The following is a 14,260-nucleotide window of genomic DNA, read 5'->3' on the forward strand; positions in this document are numbered from 1 at the left end:
AGAAAGTAATAATATGAAACATAGAATCGCAATTCTCTCTGATATACATGGGAATACCACGGCCTTGCAGGCAGTTCTGTCAGATGCTAAAAGACAGGAAGCGACAGAGTATTGGCTTTTAGGAGATGTTTTTCTCCCTGGTCCTGGGGAAAATGATTTGCTAGCCTTGCTAAAAGACCTTCCTATCACAGCGACTGTCCGCGGAAACTGGGATGATTGTGTCCTAGAGGCCTTAGACGGTCAATATGGCTTAGAAGACCCAGAGGAAGTCCAGCTCTTGCGTATGGCGCAGTATTTGATGGAGCGAATGGATCCCGATCAGATCGCTTGGCTACGGAGTCTGCCTATGGTTGCGAAGAAAGAAATTGATGGCCTGCGTTTTTCGCTCTCTCATAATTTACCTGACAAAAATTATGGAGGTGACTTGTTAGTTGAGAATGATACAGAAAAATTTGACCAACTGCTAGATGCGGAAAGCGATGTGGCAGTTTACGGTCATGTCCACAAGCAGTTGCTTCGCTATGGCAGCCAAGGGCAACAAATTATCAATCCCGGTTCGATTGGCATGCCCTATTTTGATTGGCTGGCCTTGAAAAATCACCGTGCCCAGTATGCCTTGCTAGAAGTTGAGGACGGGGAACTGGTGAACATCCAATTCCGAAAAGTCGCCTATGACTATGAAGCAGAGTTAGAATTGGCCAAAGACAAAGCCCTCCCTTTCATCGAAATGTACGAAGAATTACGTCGCGAAGATAACTACCAAGGCCATAACCGAGAATTATTGGCTTACTTGAATGACAAGTATGGTTACGTAGAGGATGTTAAGCAGTTTTTTCAGATAGGTGAACCAAAAGAAAATAAAAGTTGAAGAGAGATGACATTGAATTTGGAAGGACGAGCTTAGATGTTTGAGAAGATTAAATTAGATCCGTTGAACCAATTTTATCCAGTGAATCTAGATAAGATTAGGGATAGTGAATCAAAGCTGGGCATTCAAATCCCTGAGCTCCTTAAAGAATTTTATGCAGAAGTCGGATATGGCTTTCTAAAAAGCAAGGTGGATAATATAAACCGTATCATGGATCCAGAGTCAGTATTAGACTTTAGATTGAGGCAACATGATTTTGAGTTTTATCCAGATATTGAAATCTACAATCAATTTGAAGATGATAAATTAGTTTTCTTTGAAGGCAATGAAGTAGCACTGCTATCTATCGGATTTGCTGCTGAAAATAAGGGGAAAATCTACTATTATGATAAGGAAATTGCTCCTAATTTAGTAGAGCTTCTAGACCGGCTTATGGAAGATGACACTTTCTATTATGACTTGATATAGCTGATGTTTTTTGACGAATAGAAATCAATACAGATTCTATAATCGTGTTGAAGAAGTCGAGCGCTTTATGAATAGTGTCCACTAACTTGAAAAGCTAAAAGAATTAGATAGGATGATGACGATGACACAATTTGAAGATAAATTTATGGAAGTTCAGGCTAGTATGGTTTCACTTGCGCTGGAGTATGTTCATGGACAGGCAGATAAAATTTTTATTTATGCTATAGCAGATAGTCTGTATAGCTATAACGTGTTTTATCAGATTAATGACTACATCGTTCGTAAACACGAAGTAAATAAATATTTACCTGAAGAATTAAGTGTTGATACAAATTTACAATCAGTCCTGTTAAAAGAAGGCATAAAGGATATAGAAGCAATGATTGAAATCTGTAAAGAGTACAATCGTGAACATCCAACTGAAATGTGGTTGATTTATGATGCACAGAAAAACAGCCTTGATAGTTGCTATAGCTATGAAGGGCGTTATGACAAGGATGAAGAGTTGCTTCCAAGTCTCGAGTTTGAAAAATGGTTTGAGGAAGTGAAAGGCGAGCAGCAGTAGGAGAATAATATGACACAATTTGAAGAGAAATTTATGGAAATCCAGATTGACATGGTTTCATTAGCTATGGAATATGTCCAAAATCAAGCAGATAAAATTTTTATTTATTGTGTTGCTGATGGTTTTTATAGATTTGATGTATTTTTTAAAACTAATAATCATTATCTGGATAGAGATGATATTGCGGGTTACCTTCCTAATGAAATAGATAGTTCAGATGAAATTCAGTTTAGTCTATTAAGAATTGGGGCACAAGATATAGAAAGAATGGTTAAGCTGTGCCAAGAATACAATCGTGAACACCCAACTGAAATGTGGTTGATTTATGATGCACAGAAAAACAGCCTTGACAGTCGCTATAGCTATGAAGGTCGTTATGATAAGGACGAAGAATTGCTTCCACGTTTAGAATTTGAAAAATGGTTTGAGGAAGTGAAGAACAGTACTCAAACTTAATGCTTGCGACAATCTCTAGTTGAATGATAGAAAAGCAGAGGCAAAATGCTTTCCATGCGACCAAGTGTGTGATGGGGCTGTTTTGAAAAGTAAAACAAAAAGAAAGTTGAAGACAGATGGGGCTGAATTTTGATAAACATAAAGAACATTTGGAGAAGGATATCCGTGCAGAGCTCCAGAAAAAATTTGGATCTGGTTTTGAAATAGAAGGAATTTATGGTATTGTCTTGAGTTTGTATTGTCCGACTTTTCTATTTGAAATCATTTTATAAAATATAGCAATCTGACTTTGTGAAAAACATCTGCAAGCTCTTTCAATTTGTGGTAAAATAAGAGTAACAGAAATTAGAAAAGGAAACCAATTATGAAATTTCTTGAATTAAACAAAAAGCGTCATGCGACTAAGCATTTCAATGACAAACCGGTAGACCCTAAGGATGTCCGTACAGCTATTGAAATTGCGACCTTGGCACCAAGTGCTCATAATAGTCAACCTTGGAAGTTTGTAGTAGTGCGTGAGCGAAATGAAGCTTTAGCGGGTATTACCTTTGGCTCTAACCAAGAGCAAATCAAGGAAGCTCCAGTGACAATTGCCCTCTTTACAGATACGGATTTGGCTAAGCGGGCACGCAAGATCGCGCGTGTCGCTGGGGTAAAAAATTTTTCTGATGAGCAGCTGCAATTTTACATGCAAAATTTACCAGCTGAGTTTGCTCGCTATAATGACCAACAAAAGAGTGATTACTTGGCCCTTAATGCGGGTTTGGTTGCTATGAACCTTGTTTTGGCCTTGACTGACCAAGGTATTGGCTCAAATATCATCCTAGGATTTGATAAATCAAAAGTCAACCAAGTTTTGGAGATTGATGAGCGTTTCCGTCCAGAACTCTTGATTACTGTTGGTTATACAGACGACAAGCTAGAGCCTAGCTATCGATTACCAGTTGACGAGATTATTGAAAAGCGTTAATAGAGTAAAAAATAGTTTGAATCGAAGTGTTTTATAGAGGTGAGAAAATGACAATTGATTTTAAAGCAGAAGTTGAAAAACGTAGAGAAGCTCTGTTGGCGGACTTGTTCAGTCTTTTAGAAATTAATTCAGAGCGGGATGATTCAAAGGCAGATAAGGAGCATCCTTTTGGACCTGGTCCTGTAAAGGCCTTGCATAAGTTTTTGGAAATTGCTGAACGTGATGGTTACCCGACTCAAAATGTGGACAATTATGCTGGTCACTTTACTTTTGGTCAAGGAGAAGAAGAACTGGGTATCTTTGCCCATATGGATGTGGTACCTGCTGGAAGTGGTTGGGATACAGACCCTTATACACCGACGATTAAGGATGGCCGTCTCTATGCTCGTGGTTCTAGTGATGACAAGGGACCAACTATGGCATGTTACTACGGTTTGAAAATCATCAAGGAATTGGGATTGCCGGTTTCTAAGCGCGTGCGCTTTGTGGTGGGGACAGATGAAGAGTCTGGCTGGAAAGACATGGAGTATTACTTTGCTCATGTAGGTCTGCCTGAGCCGGATTTCGGCTTCTCGCCAGACGCTGAATTTCCGATTATCAATGGTGAAAAAGGAAATATCACAGAGTACCTGCATTTTGCTGGTGAAAATGCTGGCGCAGCACGCCTACATAGCTTTACTGGTGGTTTGCGAGAAAACATGGTACCTGAGTCTGGAACAGCTGTCTTGTCAGGTCACTTGCCAAATCTAGTTGATACATTGGAGCAGTTTGCTAAGGAAAATGGGCTAGACTTTACATATGAAGAATTAGCTAATGATCAAGTCACTGTGACCATTATCGGTAAGTCTGCGCACGGTGCTTCTCCTCAGTCTGGTGTCAATGGTGCAACCTATTTGGCCAAATTCCTAACGCAGTTTGACTTTGCGGGTCCTGCTAAGGATTATCTAGATGTGGCTGGAAATATTCTTCTAAATGACCATGAGGGTAAGAACTTGAAGATTGCTCATGTGGATGAGAAGATGGGAGCTCTGTCAATGAATGCGGGCGTTTTCCGTTTTGACGAAAACAAGGCTGACAATACAATTGCCCTCAATATTCGCTATCCTAAGGGAACTAGTCCAGAAGCCATTCAAAATATTTTAGAGCAGTTGCCAGTGACCAAAGTGACCTTGTCTGAGCATGGACATACTCCTCACTATGTACCGATGGAAGATCCGTTGGTACAGACCTTGCTGGCTGTTTATGAAAAACAAACTGGACTGAAAGGTCATGAGCAAGTTATCGGTGGTGGTACCTTTGGACGCCTCTTGAAACGTGGTGTCGCTTACGGCGCTATGTTCCCAGATTATATCGATACTATGCACCAAGCCAATGAATTTATCGATGTAGAAGATCTCTTTCGCGCGGCTGCAATTTATGCTGAAGCCATTTACGAATTGATCAAATAAAATAAGAACTCATTTGGCTATGCCAGGTGAGTTTCTTTTCAAGGGAGGAAATATGATGCAGACAATAGAAGATATTACCAAGGCCATTATAGCTGACCCACAGAATAAAGCTTTCACAGAACAGGGGATCACTCCACTCTTTGCGGCGCCTAAGAATGCTCGGATTAACATTGTTGGTCAAGCACCGGGGCTGAAAACCCAGCAGGCAGGGCTTTACTGGAAGGACAAGAGTGGTGATCACTTGAGAGAATGGTTGGGTGTTGATGAGGAAACTTTCTATCAGTCTGGATATTTTGCGGTTTTGCCCATGGATTTTTATTTCCCAGGGCATGGCAAGTCTGGAGATTTACCGCCTCGCAAGGGCTTTGCAGACAAATGGCACCAGCCGATTTTAGAGCTCCTACCAGATATTGAGTTGACTATCTTGATTGGCCAGTATGCACAGAAATACTATCTGCATCAAAAAGGTACAGTTAAGCTGACCGAGACGGTCCAGCATTATCAAGACTACCTGCCAGACTTTTTTCCCTTGGTTCATCCATCGCCCCGCAACCAAATCTGGATGGCGAAAAATCCTTGGTTTGAGGCAGAAGTGGTGCCAGAATTGCAAGCATTAGTACAAAAGATTATCCATCAATAAAGGAGGAAAACTATGGATGCTTATCAACAAGTCGCTAACAAGTTGCAAGAGTTGGGGATCCCCTTTGATGTGGTGGAGCACCCGCCTGCATTTACAACAGAGCAAGCTGACTCTTATATCGAAGGAATCGAAGGAGTCCGGACTAAGTCTATGTTTTTGACCAATAAGAAGAAAACTCAATATTATCTTCTGATTATGGATGACAAGAAAAGTCTGGATATGGACTTGTTTAAAGACTTGGTCTCAGCCAACCGCATTCGCATGGCTTCAGCGGATTCTCTCTTTGAAAAAATGGAATTGCCACCAGGAACGGTATCGCCCTTCGGGCTTCTGAATAATCCAGAGCGAGACATTCAGGTCTATTTTGACAAGGACATTGTATCAGAGGATATCATGACTTTCCATCCCAATACCAATGAAAAGACGATTTTTCTCGCAACCCAAAATCTTTTTAAGTTCTTGACTCATCTGGGCTATGATTATCAAATTTTGGAACTTTGATTTCTGGAAAAGCTATGAGGCTTCTTGGACTCACAGCTTTTTTGGCTCCAAAAATCAGAGAAAGGCCAAGAATTTTTCTCAAATAGTAAAATAAGGTTGGCAATAGAAAAAAGCCTGAGTGACACTCAGGCTTTCTTGGACAGATTGGATAAGGGGCACTCTTCCAAATGTTCCTAGTTGGATGATTGAGTGCTGGACTCTGTTGTTGAATGCTGGTCTTGGCTTGTCGAACTGCTATCAGTGGAAGGAGTTGTATGGCTCGTATTCGTTTCTGCGCTTGAAGAGCTTGAGGATGTTTCGGTCTCAGTAGCAACAGAAGTTTCTGTTGGAGTCGAGCTAACAGATGTAGACTCTTTTTCTACCTCTTTGATGATGGTAGTAGTCGTAGTCGAGTTGCCTGTATCAGTTTTTGATTTTGAGTCATTGTTGTTCATAAGGTTCATGATGGTAAAGCAAGCAATGACGATTGATAGAAGACTGGCAATTGTAGCAATAGTCTTTTGTAGGGCAGAAAAGCCAGTTTTAATATGCTGACTAGCTGGTTTTCGATTTGAAGTGCTGTTATTTTTTTCTTTGCGAGAATAGTTTTCCATGTAAAAGTCGCTCCTTTTCGTTCTTAATTTATTATACGTCTTTTATTTAGAAAAGTCTTCCAAAAATCTGAATTTTTTAAATGAAAACGCACACAAAAGAATGAAGGGAAAACAGCTCCAAAAGGCGGAGAGATAAGCCTCTTAGAGCTGTTGGTTTTATCAAAATGTTAGAGCTACTTTGGAGTTGTTTCAGAATTAAGGGCAGCTTGGGCTACAGCTAGCCGAGCTGCTGGGATTCGATAAGGGGAGCAGGAGACATAAGTGACTCCGATTTCTTGTAAGAAAGGAATGGAAGCTGGATCACCGCCAACTTCGCCACAAACTCCGATGGACAAGGTTGGATCTATTTGGCGAGCTTTTTCAATGGCCAATTTCATCAATTGGCCGACACCATCTTGGTCAAGGCTTTGGAAGGGATCCTGCGTCAGCAACTTTTTCTCTTTATAATCATTGAGGAATTTTCCGATATCATCCCTTGAAAAGCCAAAAGTCATCTGCGTCAAGTCATTGGTTCCAAAGCTGAAGAAGTCGGCTTCTTCAGCTAGCTGATCAGCAATGAAGCAGGCTCTCTGTAGTTCGATCATTGTTCCGATGTCATATGGGAATGGCGGGCATTGATACTTTTTGAAAATCCATTCGATATGCTTGATGAGCAACTCTTTTAGATAGACAAGCTCTGATTTTGTAGCAATCAGCGGAATCATAATTTTAGGATGAACTGGGTTTCCTTCTTGCTGCAGTCGAATCGCGCTGCTAAAGATAGCTTCTATTTGCATCTTATAGATATCTGGCAAGGTAATTCCCAAGCGACAGCCGCGATGGCCTAGCATAGGATTTGTTTCTTGCAATTGCGTGATTTTTCTTTCTAGTTGACTAGCTTTTTTATTGAGCTTTTCAGCCAGCAGGGCAATTTCCAGCTGGTCTTTAGGGAGAAATTCGTGCATAGGAGGATCCAGTAGGCGGACAATCATAGGCTTTTCGCCAACAGTATGGAACATCTGATAGAAGTCTTCTGCTTGGTAATCAAGGAGATGGGCAAGTGCTTCCCGTCTTTCTATTTCATTTTCGGCCAGAATTAATTTCCTCATTTGCAGGATTCTTTCCTCACCGAAAAACATATGCTCGGTTCGTGCCAGTCCAATGCCTTGCGCTCCAAAGTTAATAGCGGTTTGCAAATCTTGAATCGTTTCAGCATTGGCGCGGACTGTAAGTTTAGCTATTTCATCAGCCCAAGTCAGCAAGAGCTGCAGATCCTGATCATTTTCTACAGAGACCGTCGGGATTTGACCCAGATAAAGAAAACCAGTCCGACCATCTACGGATAGAATATCTCCTTCATTGAGCAAAATATCTCCGCACTGGATGGTCTTACTATCTTCTTGGACAAGTAGATCTCCACATCCTGCGACACAGCAGGTTCCCATCCCTCGGGCGACAACTGCCGCGTGTGAGGTCATTCCACCTTGGCTAGTGACGATTGCTTGGCTGACAATCATTCCTTCTATGTCTTCGGGAGAAGTTTCTTGGCGGACCAGCACAACTTTTTCGCCAGCTTCATGTAGTTCTTTGGCTCGCTTGGCAGTAAAGACAATTTTTCCTGTTGCAGCACCGGGACTGGCTGGCAATCCTTGCGCTAAAATTGTCGCTTGCTGGAGCTTATTTTCATCAAAGACGGGGTGAATCAGCTGATTGATATGAGCAGGGCTAATCCGACGAATGGCCTCGGACTTGTCTATTTTGCCTTCTTCTACTAATTGCAGAGCGATTTTCAAAGCAGCCTTGACTGTTCGCTTACCATTACGGGTTTGCAGGATATAGAGCTTGCCCTTTTCGATTGTAAATTCGATATCCTGCATATCTTTATAGTGATCTTCAAGGATGTGGGCATATTCTTCAAAAGCAGCATAGGCTTCTGGCATCTTTTCTGGCAGATTTTGAATGGGCTCGGGTGTGCGAATACCAGCAACGACATCCTCTCCTTGGGCATTTAAAAGAAATTCGCCAAAGAGGCTTTTTTGACCTGTTGCTGGATTTCGAGTGAAGACGACTCCAGTTCCGCTTTCTTGATCAAAGTTGCCAAAGACCATGACTTGAATATTAACGGCGGTTCCTAAATCTTCTGGAATCTGATTGAGCTTGCGATAGACTTGGGCGCGTGGGTTATTCCAAGAGCGGAAAACGGCTTTGATAGCAGCGAAGAGTTGTTCCTTAGGATTTTGAGGAAAAGTCTGATAATGCTCGCGATACAGTTGCTTGTACTGATCAATGAGAGCTTGGTGCTCTTCCAAACTAAAGTCGTTGGCAGTCTTACCAGCATTCTTCTCAAAATAGGAGAGCAACTGATCGAAGTCTTCTTTTGGAATTTGGAAAACGACATCTGCATACATCTGGAGCAGCCTGCGGTAGCAGTTGTAAGCAAAAGCCATATTGGTTTTGGAAGCCAAGGTTTGGGTTCGCAGGTCATTTAATCCTAAGTTTAAAATCGTATCCATCATACCAGGCATAGAAAACTTGGCACCACTACGCACAGAGACTAGCAGTTGTTCCTCTTCGTTCCCTGAGAAGTATTGGCCGGTTTTTTGCTCCAGTTCCGAAATAGCCTGCAAAACATTCTCTCTTAATGTTTCTTCAAAAAAGGAAGGCTTATTTAAAAAAAGCATACAGGCTTCCGTCGTAATGGTAAATCCCGGCGGAACTGGCAATCCTAAATTGGTCATTTCAGCCAGATTGGCCCCTTTACCACCCAGAAGAGCATTTTGATCGGCTCGTCCTTCCTCAAAGGAATAAATCCATTTTGTCATATCTTACCTCCAAATAGATAAAAATGTGTCATATATATCTGGTTTATATTCTAATATACATCACATATATTTGTCAATGGAAAAAAACGTTATATTTCATTGATATAAGATAAAAATATGATATAATATGACAGAAAAATATGAAAATAAAGTATTCTATCTCTAAAAAGGAGACATATTGTATTGGAATTATCAGCACGTCAAAAGCAGATTGTTGACATTGTCAAGAAAGAGCAGCCCGTCAGCGGGGAAAAGATTTCGGAATTGATGGAGATTTCTAGAGCAACCTTACGCTCAGACCTGTCCTTTTTGACGCTGGTTGGCATTTTAAAAGCGACGCCAAAGGTTGGCTATACTTATTCAGGGAATGATTTAGAAACCTTGTTTTTCTTTGATACTTTTCGCAAGAAAGCGGAAGATATTATGATTTCTCCCGTTTTGGTGTCTCAAGACACTTCCATACAGGATGCGGTGATAAGGCTCTTTATGTATGACGCGGATGTTCTTTATGTCATTGATAAAAAGAAGCTACTCTTAGGAATTGTCTCGCGCAAGGATTTGCTACGAGCGGCTTTATCCAGTAGTATAGGAACAACGCCTATTGCAGTTTGTATGACGCGGATGCCTCATCTTAGAACCTGCCATAAGGATATGAATATACTAGAGGTGGCCGCTCTTTTGCAGGATTTTGCCATTGACTCCCTGCCTGTGGTAGAGAAAGATAATGAGCGCAAGATTTTAGGAACGGTGACTAAGACAGCCCTGCTAGACTATATCATTCAGGAAGCGCGCCAAGCGGAAGTAAAGAGACAGGAGTAGTGACAATGAAGAAAGAAATTATTGTATATAGCATTTCGGATTCTTTAGGAGGAACCTCGCAGCGACTCTTGTCAGCTGTAAGTGCGCAGTATCCAGATTTGACATTTAATAATAGTTACCGTTTTCCTTTTATAGACAAGGAGCAAGAATTGCTGGAAATTTTGCAAGATGCTTTAAAAGATGATGCCTTGGTCATCAGTACCTTGGTAAATGGAGAATTAGCTAGACTAGCTAGAGAATTTAGCCAAAACCACAAGCTAGCCTACATTGATCTCATGCACCCTTTCTTTGAAATCATAGGAGAAAAGACTGGGATTAGCCCGATTGAGATACCAGGAACCTTGCACCGTTTGGATACGGAATATTTTAATAAAATATCAGCGATTGAGTTTGCAGTAAAGTATGATGATGGCAAATCTCCGCAGGGGTTTTTGGAGTCGGATCTAGTTCTACTAGGAGTTTCACGGACTTCAAAAACTCCTCTCAGCATTTTTTTGGCCAATAAGGGCTACAAAGTTTCCAATTTGCCTTTGATTCCAGAAGTTCCGCTTCCTCAAGTTTTAGACAAGGTGGACAAGCGTAGGATGATCGGTCTGGTCTGTGAGCCAGAAAAATTAGCCAAAATTCGTAGCAACCGTCTTAATTCGTTGGGCTTGTCCCACTCGACCAGTTACACAGATTTGGAAAAGATTTATCAGGAATTAGACTATTCCAAAGAAGTCTTTAGAAAATATCAGACGGAGGTCATCAATATTACAGATAAATCAATTGAAGAGACAGCTTTCCTAATTGAGGATTATTTAAAAAAATTAGATATGATTGGCGAGGCGAAGTAATCGTCTTCAGGGCCGGTTCCTAAATTTATCAGGTAGGAACTGCGCCCTTTTCTTGTCCCTAGGCTCGTTTCGTGTTACAATAGGAGTATTGATTTTTACTGATAAATACAGAGGAAAAAGATGATTTATTTAGATAATTCAGCGACAACCAAGCCTTATCCAGAGGCGCTGGCCACCTACACAGAAGTGGCTTCTAAAATCTGGGGCAATCCTTCTAGCTTGCATAGTTTGGGCAGTCAGGCGACTCGTCTCTTAGAAGCCTCTCGTCGGCAAATAGCAGAGCTTTTAGGCAAGTCTTCGTCGGAGATTTTTTTTATGTCTGGAGGGACAGAGGGGGATAACTGGGTACTTAAGGGAGTTGCTTTTGAAAAGATTCCTTTTGGCAAACACATCATTGTATCTAACATCGAGCATCCAGCGGTTAAAGAATCAGCTCTCTGGTTGCAGAGTCAGGGATTTGAAGTCGATTTTGCACCAGTCGATAAGTCTGGTTTTGTTGAGGTAGATAAGCTAGCGGAGTTGATTCGACCAGATACCACTCTAATCTCTATTATGGCTGTCAATAACGAAATCGGCAGTATTCAGCCCATTCATAAGATATCTGAACTGCTAGCAGATAAGCCAACTATTTCCTTTCATGTAGACGCTGTACAGGCTGTTACGAAGATTCCAACAACTGCTTATCTGACGGATCGCGTGGATTTTGCAACATTCTCCAGTCACAAATTTCACGGTCTTCGGGGCGTAGGATTTGTCTATATCAAGTCTGGCAAGAAAATCAGTCCTCTCTTGACAGGTGGCGGCCAGGAGTCGAACAAGCGCTCAACGACAGAAAATCTAGCTGGCATTGCTGCCACAGCCAAAGCTCTGCGTCTATCCATGGAAAAGCAAGAAGTATTTGCCCAGCGGACGGCACAGATGAAGGCGATTCTCCTTGAAGAGCTGCAGAAGTATCCAGATGTGGTGATTTTCTCAGCCATGGAAGATTTTGCGCCTCATATCCTGACCTTTGGTATCAAGGGGGTCCGCGGGGAAGTTGTCGTCCATGCTTTTGAAGACTACGAGATTTATATCTCGACGACCAGCGCTTGTTCTTCCAAGGCTGGTAAGCCAGCGGGAACCCTCATCGCTATGGGGGTCGAAAATTCTCTCGCTCAGACCGCTGTCCGTATCAGTTTGGATCTTGACAATGATATGAGCCAGATGGAGCAGTTTTTGACAACTTTTAAAATCATTTACGAAAAAACCAGAAAAGTAAGGTAAACAATGCAATATTCAGAAATTATGGTGCGCTATGGTGAGCTTTCTACCAAGGGCAAGAACCGCATGCGCTTTATCAACAAACTCAAACGCAATATTCAGGCTGTTTTGTCAGTCTATCCGCAGGTCCATGTCAAGGCTGACCGCGACCGGACCCATGTCTATCTGCATGGAACAGACTATCAGCCGGTCGCTGAATCGCTCAAGCAGATTTTTGGGATTCAGAATTTCTCGCCGTCTTACAAAGTTGAAAAATCTGTGCCAGCCCTAATCGAAGCTGTCCAATCTATCATGAAGGAAGTCTATCAAGAGGGCATGACTTTTAAGATTTCTAGCAAGCGCAGTGACCACAGTTTTGAATTGGATAGCCGCGAGCTTAATCAGACATTGGGGGATGCTGTTTTTGAGGCCATTCCCAATGTTCAGGTCAAGATGAAAGCGCCGGATATTGAGCTGCGCGTTGAGATTCGTGAAGAAGCGGCTTATATCTCTTATGAGACGATTCGTGGTGCTGGGGGACTACCAGTTGGAACTTCAGGCAAGGGTATGCTCATGCTGTCTGGCGGCATTGACTCACCAGTGGCGGGCTATCTGGCTCTCAAGCGCGGTGTGGATATCGAGGCGGTTCACTTTGCTAGTCCGCCTTACACCAGTCCAGGCGCGTTGAAAAAGGCTCAAGATTTGACAAGAAAACTGACTAAATTTGGCGGTAATATCCAGTTTATCGAAGTTCCTTTTACAGAAATTCAGGAGGAGATCAAAGCCAAGGCTCCTGAAGCCTACCTGATGACACTGACCCGTCGCTTTATGATGCGCATTACAGACCGGATTAGGGAGGAGCGGGGCGGTCAAGTCATTATCAATGGAGAAAGTCTTGGTCAGGTGGCAAGTCAAACTATCGAGAGTATGCAGGCTATCAACGCTGTAACCAATACACCAGTTATCCGTCCAGTCGTGACCATGGATAAGCTGGAAATCATTGAGATTGCGGAAAAAATCGATACTTTCCAAATCTCTATCCAGCCATTTGAAGACTGCTGTACTATTTTTGCGCCTGACCGGCCTAAAACCAATCCAAAAATCAAGAATGCCGAGCAGTATGAAGCTCGCTTAGATGTTGAAGGCTTGGTAGAACGCGCTGTTGCAGGCATCATGATTACAGAAATCAGACCACAGGCAGAGACTGATGAAGTTGATGAGCTGATTGAGGACTTGTTATAAGAGTTTACGGAGTATCTTTCTGCTAAAAGAATCTGGAAGCTATTTCCATTGATGCTGAAGATAAAAGGGGATATTTATGAACGAGTGGGATTATTTCTTAAGTGGGCTCATGCGAGCATTGTCTTGGAAAGATGGACAAGATAATGCTTTGCTGTTTGGAATTCCCAGTTGGACTTATTTTATTGGTCTCTTAGTTCATTTCCAGATTTTCCTAAGCTTGTATGCTCTCTTATTTTGGGGATATCATAAAGACATTAAGGAAGCTGGCTCTGTCAAGAAGGCCATGAGAAATAAATGGAATACTATATGTGAAAGCCAAAAAGGTACGGGCAGAGCTATTTTTGTTACAATAATTAGCGTTCTTCTTATGTTTTTTATCTTTCCTGCTTATGAAGGCTATCGAATGACCAATGGTATTTGGCGCTATCATTATTTTACTAATCAGATAACCGAGCTAAAAACGGCTTTAGTGACTGGTGTTGATACCGAGACTGGAAGAAGTAAGTCTACCTATTCTCGTATTACCTTTACTATTAACGTTGATGGAAAAGAGCGAGAGGTTAATGTTTCAGATAGTAATAAAAGTCTTGCCAGATCAGCAAAAAAACATTTGAAGCCTCCGAAAGCTATTGAGGTGTATGTCAATCAAGAAGGGCAGATTGTATATTTTAAATAAATGGAAGTACAGAATGAGGATATTTAGTGGAAAATCCGTTTTCATTAAATGAAATTACTTGCAAAAGGTTAGTAGAAGTGCTATACTAAGAATGTTGACTATGCACGGCCTGTGCAACCGCTCGAACATCGTTGCTCA

The 14,260-nt window shown here is 41.8% G+C and carries 15 protein-coding genes and 1 other annotated feature (1 of these 16 only partly in view); of the genes, 13 read left to right on the plus strand and 2 right to left on the minus strand.

Annotated features, from left to right (window positions below; genetic code table 11):
* Positions 1-13 precede the first annotated feature (13 nt).
* The 8 genes from D8797_RS04500 to D8797_RS04535 all read left to right on the plus strand — a co-directional run bounded on the left by D8797_RS04500 (position 14) and on the right by D8797_RS04535 (position 5,916).
* Complete coding sequence (locus tag D8797_RS04500; RefSeq protein WP_125379429.1) at positions 14-868, plus strand: metallophosphoesterase family protein; 855 nt, start codon at positions 14-16, stop codon at positions 866-868.
* 36 nt (positions 869-904) lie between these two features.
* Positions 905-1,336: an SMI1/KNR4 family protein gene (locus D8797_RS04505; RefSeq protein ID WP_125379430.1), complete on the plus strand. Its 432-nt coding sequence runs from the start codon at positions 905-907 to the stop codon at positions 1,334-1,336.
* Positions 1,337-1,457: 121 nt separating this feature from the next.
* Positions 1,458-1,901, plus strand: a complete 444-nt coding sequence (locus tag D8797_RS04510; protein ID WP_125379431.1) for a hypothetical protein — start codon at positions 1,458-1,460, stop codon at positions 1,899-1,901.
* Positions 1,902-1,910: 9 nt separating this feature from the next.
* Complete coding sequence (locus D8797_RS04515; RefSeq protein WP_125379432.1) at positions 1,911-2,357, plus strand: hypothetical protein; 447 nt, start codon at positions 1,911-1,913, stop codon at positions 2,355-2,357.
* A gap of 364 nt (positions 2,358-2,721) precedes the next feature.
* Positions 2,722-3,327: a nitroreductase family protein gene (locus D8797_RS04520; protein WP_125379433.1), complete on the plus strand. Its 606-nt coding sequence runs from the start codon at positions 2,722-2,724 to the stop codon at positions 3,325-3,327.
* 47 nt (positions 3,328-3,374) lie between these two features.
* The gene (pepV, locus tag D8797_RS04525; protein WP_125379434.1) at positions 3,375-4,775 is read left to right on the plus strand and encodes a dipeptidase PepV; all 1,401 of its coding nucleotides are present in this window, start codon (positions 3,375-3,377) and stop codon (positions 4,773-4,775) included.
* 55 nt (positions 4,776-4,830) lie between these two features.
* A complete protein-coding gene (locus D8797_RS04530; RefSeq protein WP_125379573.1) occupies positions 4,831-5,415 on the plus strand; it encodes a uracil-DNA glycosylase family protein in 585 nt (194 codons plus the stop codon).
* 12 nt (positions 5,416-5,427) lie between these two features.
* Positions 5,428-5,916 carry a prolyl-tRNA synthetase associated domain-containing protein gene (locus D8797_RS04535; protein ID WP_125379435.1) on the plus strand — a complete coding sequence of 163 codons (489 nt, stop codon included), beginning with the start codon at positions 5,428-5,430 and terminating at the stop codon, positions 5,914-5,916.
* 173 nt (positions 5,917-6,089) lie between these two features.
* Here D8797_RS04535 and D8797_RS04540 read toward each other — a convergent pair whose 3' ends face one another.
* Together D8797_RS04540 and ppdK are read right to left on the minus strand one after the other, a co-directional pair.
* Positions 6,090-6,509, minus strand: a complete 420-nt coding sequence (locus tag D8797_RS04540; RefSeq protein WP_125379436.1) for a DUF6556 family protein — start codon at positions 6,507-6,509, stop codon at positions 6,090-6,092.
* Between the two features lie 173 nt (positions 6,510-6,682).
* On the minus strand, positions 6,683-9,310 hold the full coding sequence (ppdK, locus tag D8797_RS04545) for a pyruvate, phosphate dikinase (RefSeq protein WP_125379437.1): 2,628 nt from the start codon (positions 9,308-9,310) through the stop codon (positions 6,683-6,685).
* Positions 9,311-9,493: 183 nt separating this feature from the next.
* Here ppdK and D8797_RS04550 point away from each other — a divergent pair, with 183 nt between their 5' ends.
* From D8797_RS04550 to D8797_RS04570, 5 genes are all read left to right on the plus strand, one after another.
* Positions 9,494-10,129: a CBS domain-containing protein gene (locus D8797_RS04550; RefSeq protein WP_125379438.1), complete on the plus strand. Its 636-nt coding sequence runs from the start codon at positions 9,494-9,496 to the stop codon at positions 10,127-10,129.
* Between the two features lie 5 nt (positions 10,130-10,134).
* A complete protein-coding gene (locus D8797_RS04555) occupies positions 10,135-10,965 on the plus strand; it encodes a pyruvate, water dikinase regulatory protein (RefSeq protein ID WP_125379439.1) in 831 nt (276 codons plus the stop codon).
* Positions 10,966-11,085: 120 nt separating this feature from the next.
* A complete protein-coding gene (locus D8797_RS04560) occupies positions 11,086-12,228 on the plus strand; it encodes a cysteine desulfurase family protein (protein WP_125379440.1) in 1,143 nt (380 codons plus the stop codon).
* Between the two features lie 3 nt (positions 12,229-12,231).
* A complete protein-coding gene (gene thiI, locus D8797_RS04565; protein ID WP_125379441.1) occupies positions 12,232-13,446 on the plus strand; it encodes a tRNA uracil 4-sulfurtransferase ThiI in 1,215 nt (404 codons plus the stop codon).
* Between the two features lie 76 nt (positions 13,447-13,522).
* Entirely contained in the window at positions 13,523-14,122 is a 600-nt protein-coding gene (locus D8797_RS04570; RefSeq protein ID WP_125379442.1) for a hypothetical protein, read from the plus strand.
* 105 nt (positions 14,123-14,227) lie between these two features.
* Positions 14,228-14,260: a sequence feature (ribosomal protein L21 leader region), on the plus strand (it continues 55 nt past the right edge of the window).

The sequence above is a fragment of the Streptococcus cristatus genome (assembly GCF_003944225.1).
Taxonomy (GTDB): Bacteria; Bacillota; Bacilli; order Lactobacillales; family Streptococcaceae; genus Streptococcus; species Streptococcus cristatus_K.

Excerpts from the sequence above, each read along its gene's own strand:
- D8797_RS04530 (WP_125379573.1), top strand. The coding sequence starts at position 4,831 with ATGCAGACAATAGAAGATATTACCAAGGCCATTATAGCTGACCCACAG.
- D8797_RS04515 (WP_125379432.1), top strand. The coding sequence starts at position 1,911 with ATGACACAATTTGAAGAGAAATTTATGGAAATCCAGATTGACATGGTT.
- ppdK (WP_125379437.1), bottom strand. The coding sequence starts at position 9,310 with ATGACAAAATGGATTTATTCCTTTGAGGAAGGACGAGCCGATCAAAAT.
- D8797_RS04560 (WP_125379440.1), top strand. The coding sequence starts at position 11,086 with ATGATTTATTTAGATAATTCAGCGACAACCAAGCCTTATCCAGAGGCG.
- D8797_RS04540 (WP_125379436.1), bottom strand. The coding sequence starts at position 6,509 with ATGGAAAACTATTCTCGCAAAGAAAAAAATAACAGCACTTCAAATCGA.
- D8797_RS04500 (WP_125379429.1), top strand. The coding sequence starts at position 14 with ATGAAACATAGAATCGCAATTCTCTCTGATATACATGGGAATACCACG.
- D8797_RS04510 (WP_125379431.1), top strand. The coding sequence starts at position 1,458 with ATGACACAATTTGAAGATAAATTTATGGAAGTTCAGGCTAGTATGGTT.
- D8797_RS04505 (WP_125379430.1), top strand. The coding sequence starts at position 905 with ATGTTTGAGAAGATTAAATTAGATCCGTTGAACCAATTTTATCCAGTG.
- thiI (WP_125379441.1), top strand. The coding sequence starts at position 12,232 with ATGCAATATTCAGAAATTATGGTGCGCTATGGTGAGCTTTCTACCAAG.
- D8797_RS04570 (WP_125379442.1), top strand. The coding sequence starts at position 13,523 with ATGAACGAGTGGGATTATTTCTTAAGTGGGCTCATGCGAGCATTGTCT.
- D8797_RS04555 (WP_125379439.1), top strand. The coding sequence starts at position 10,135 with ATGAAGAAAGAAATTATTGTATATAGCATTTCGGATTCTTTAGGAGGA.
- D8797_RS04535 (WP_125379435.1), top strand. The coding sequence starts at position 5,428 with ATGGATGCTTATCAACAAGTCGCTAACAAGTTGCAAGAGTTGGGGATC.
- pepV (WP_125379434.1), top strand. The coding sequence starts at position 3,375 with ATGACAATTGATTTTAAAGCAGAAGTTGAAAAACGTAGAGAAGCTCTG.
- D8797_RS04520 (WP_125379433.1), top strand. The coding sequence starts at position 2,722 with ATGAAATTTCTTGAATTAAACAAAAAGCGTCATGCGACTAAGCATTTC.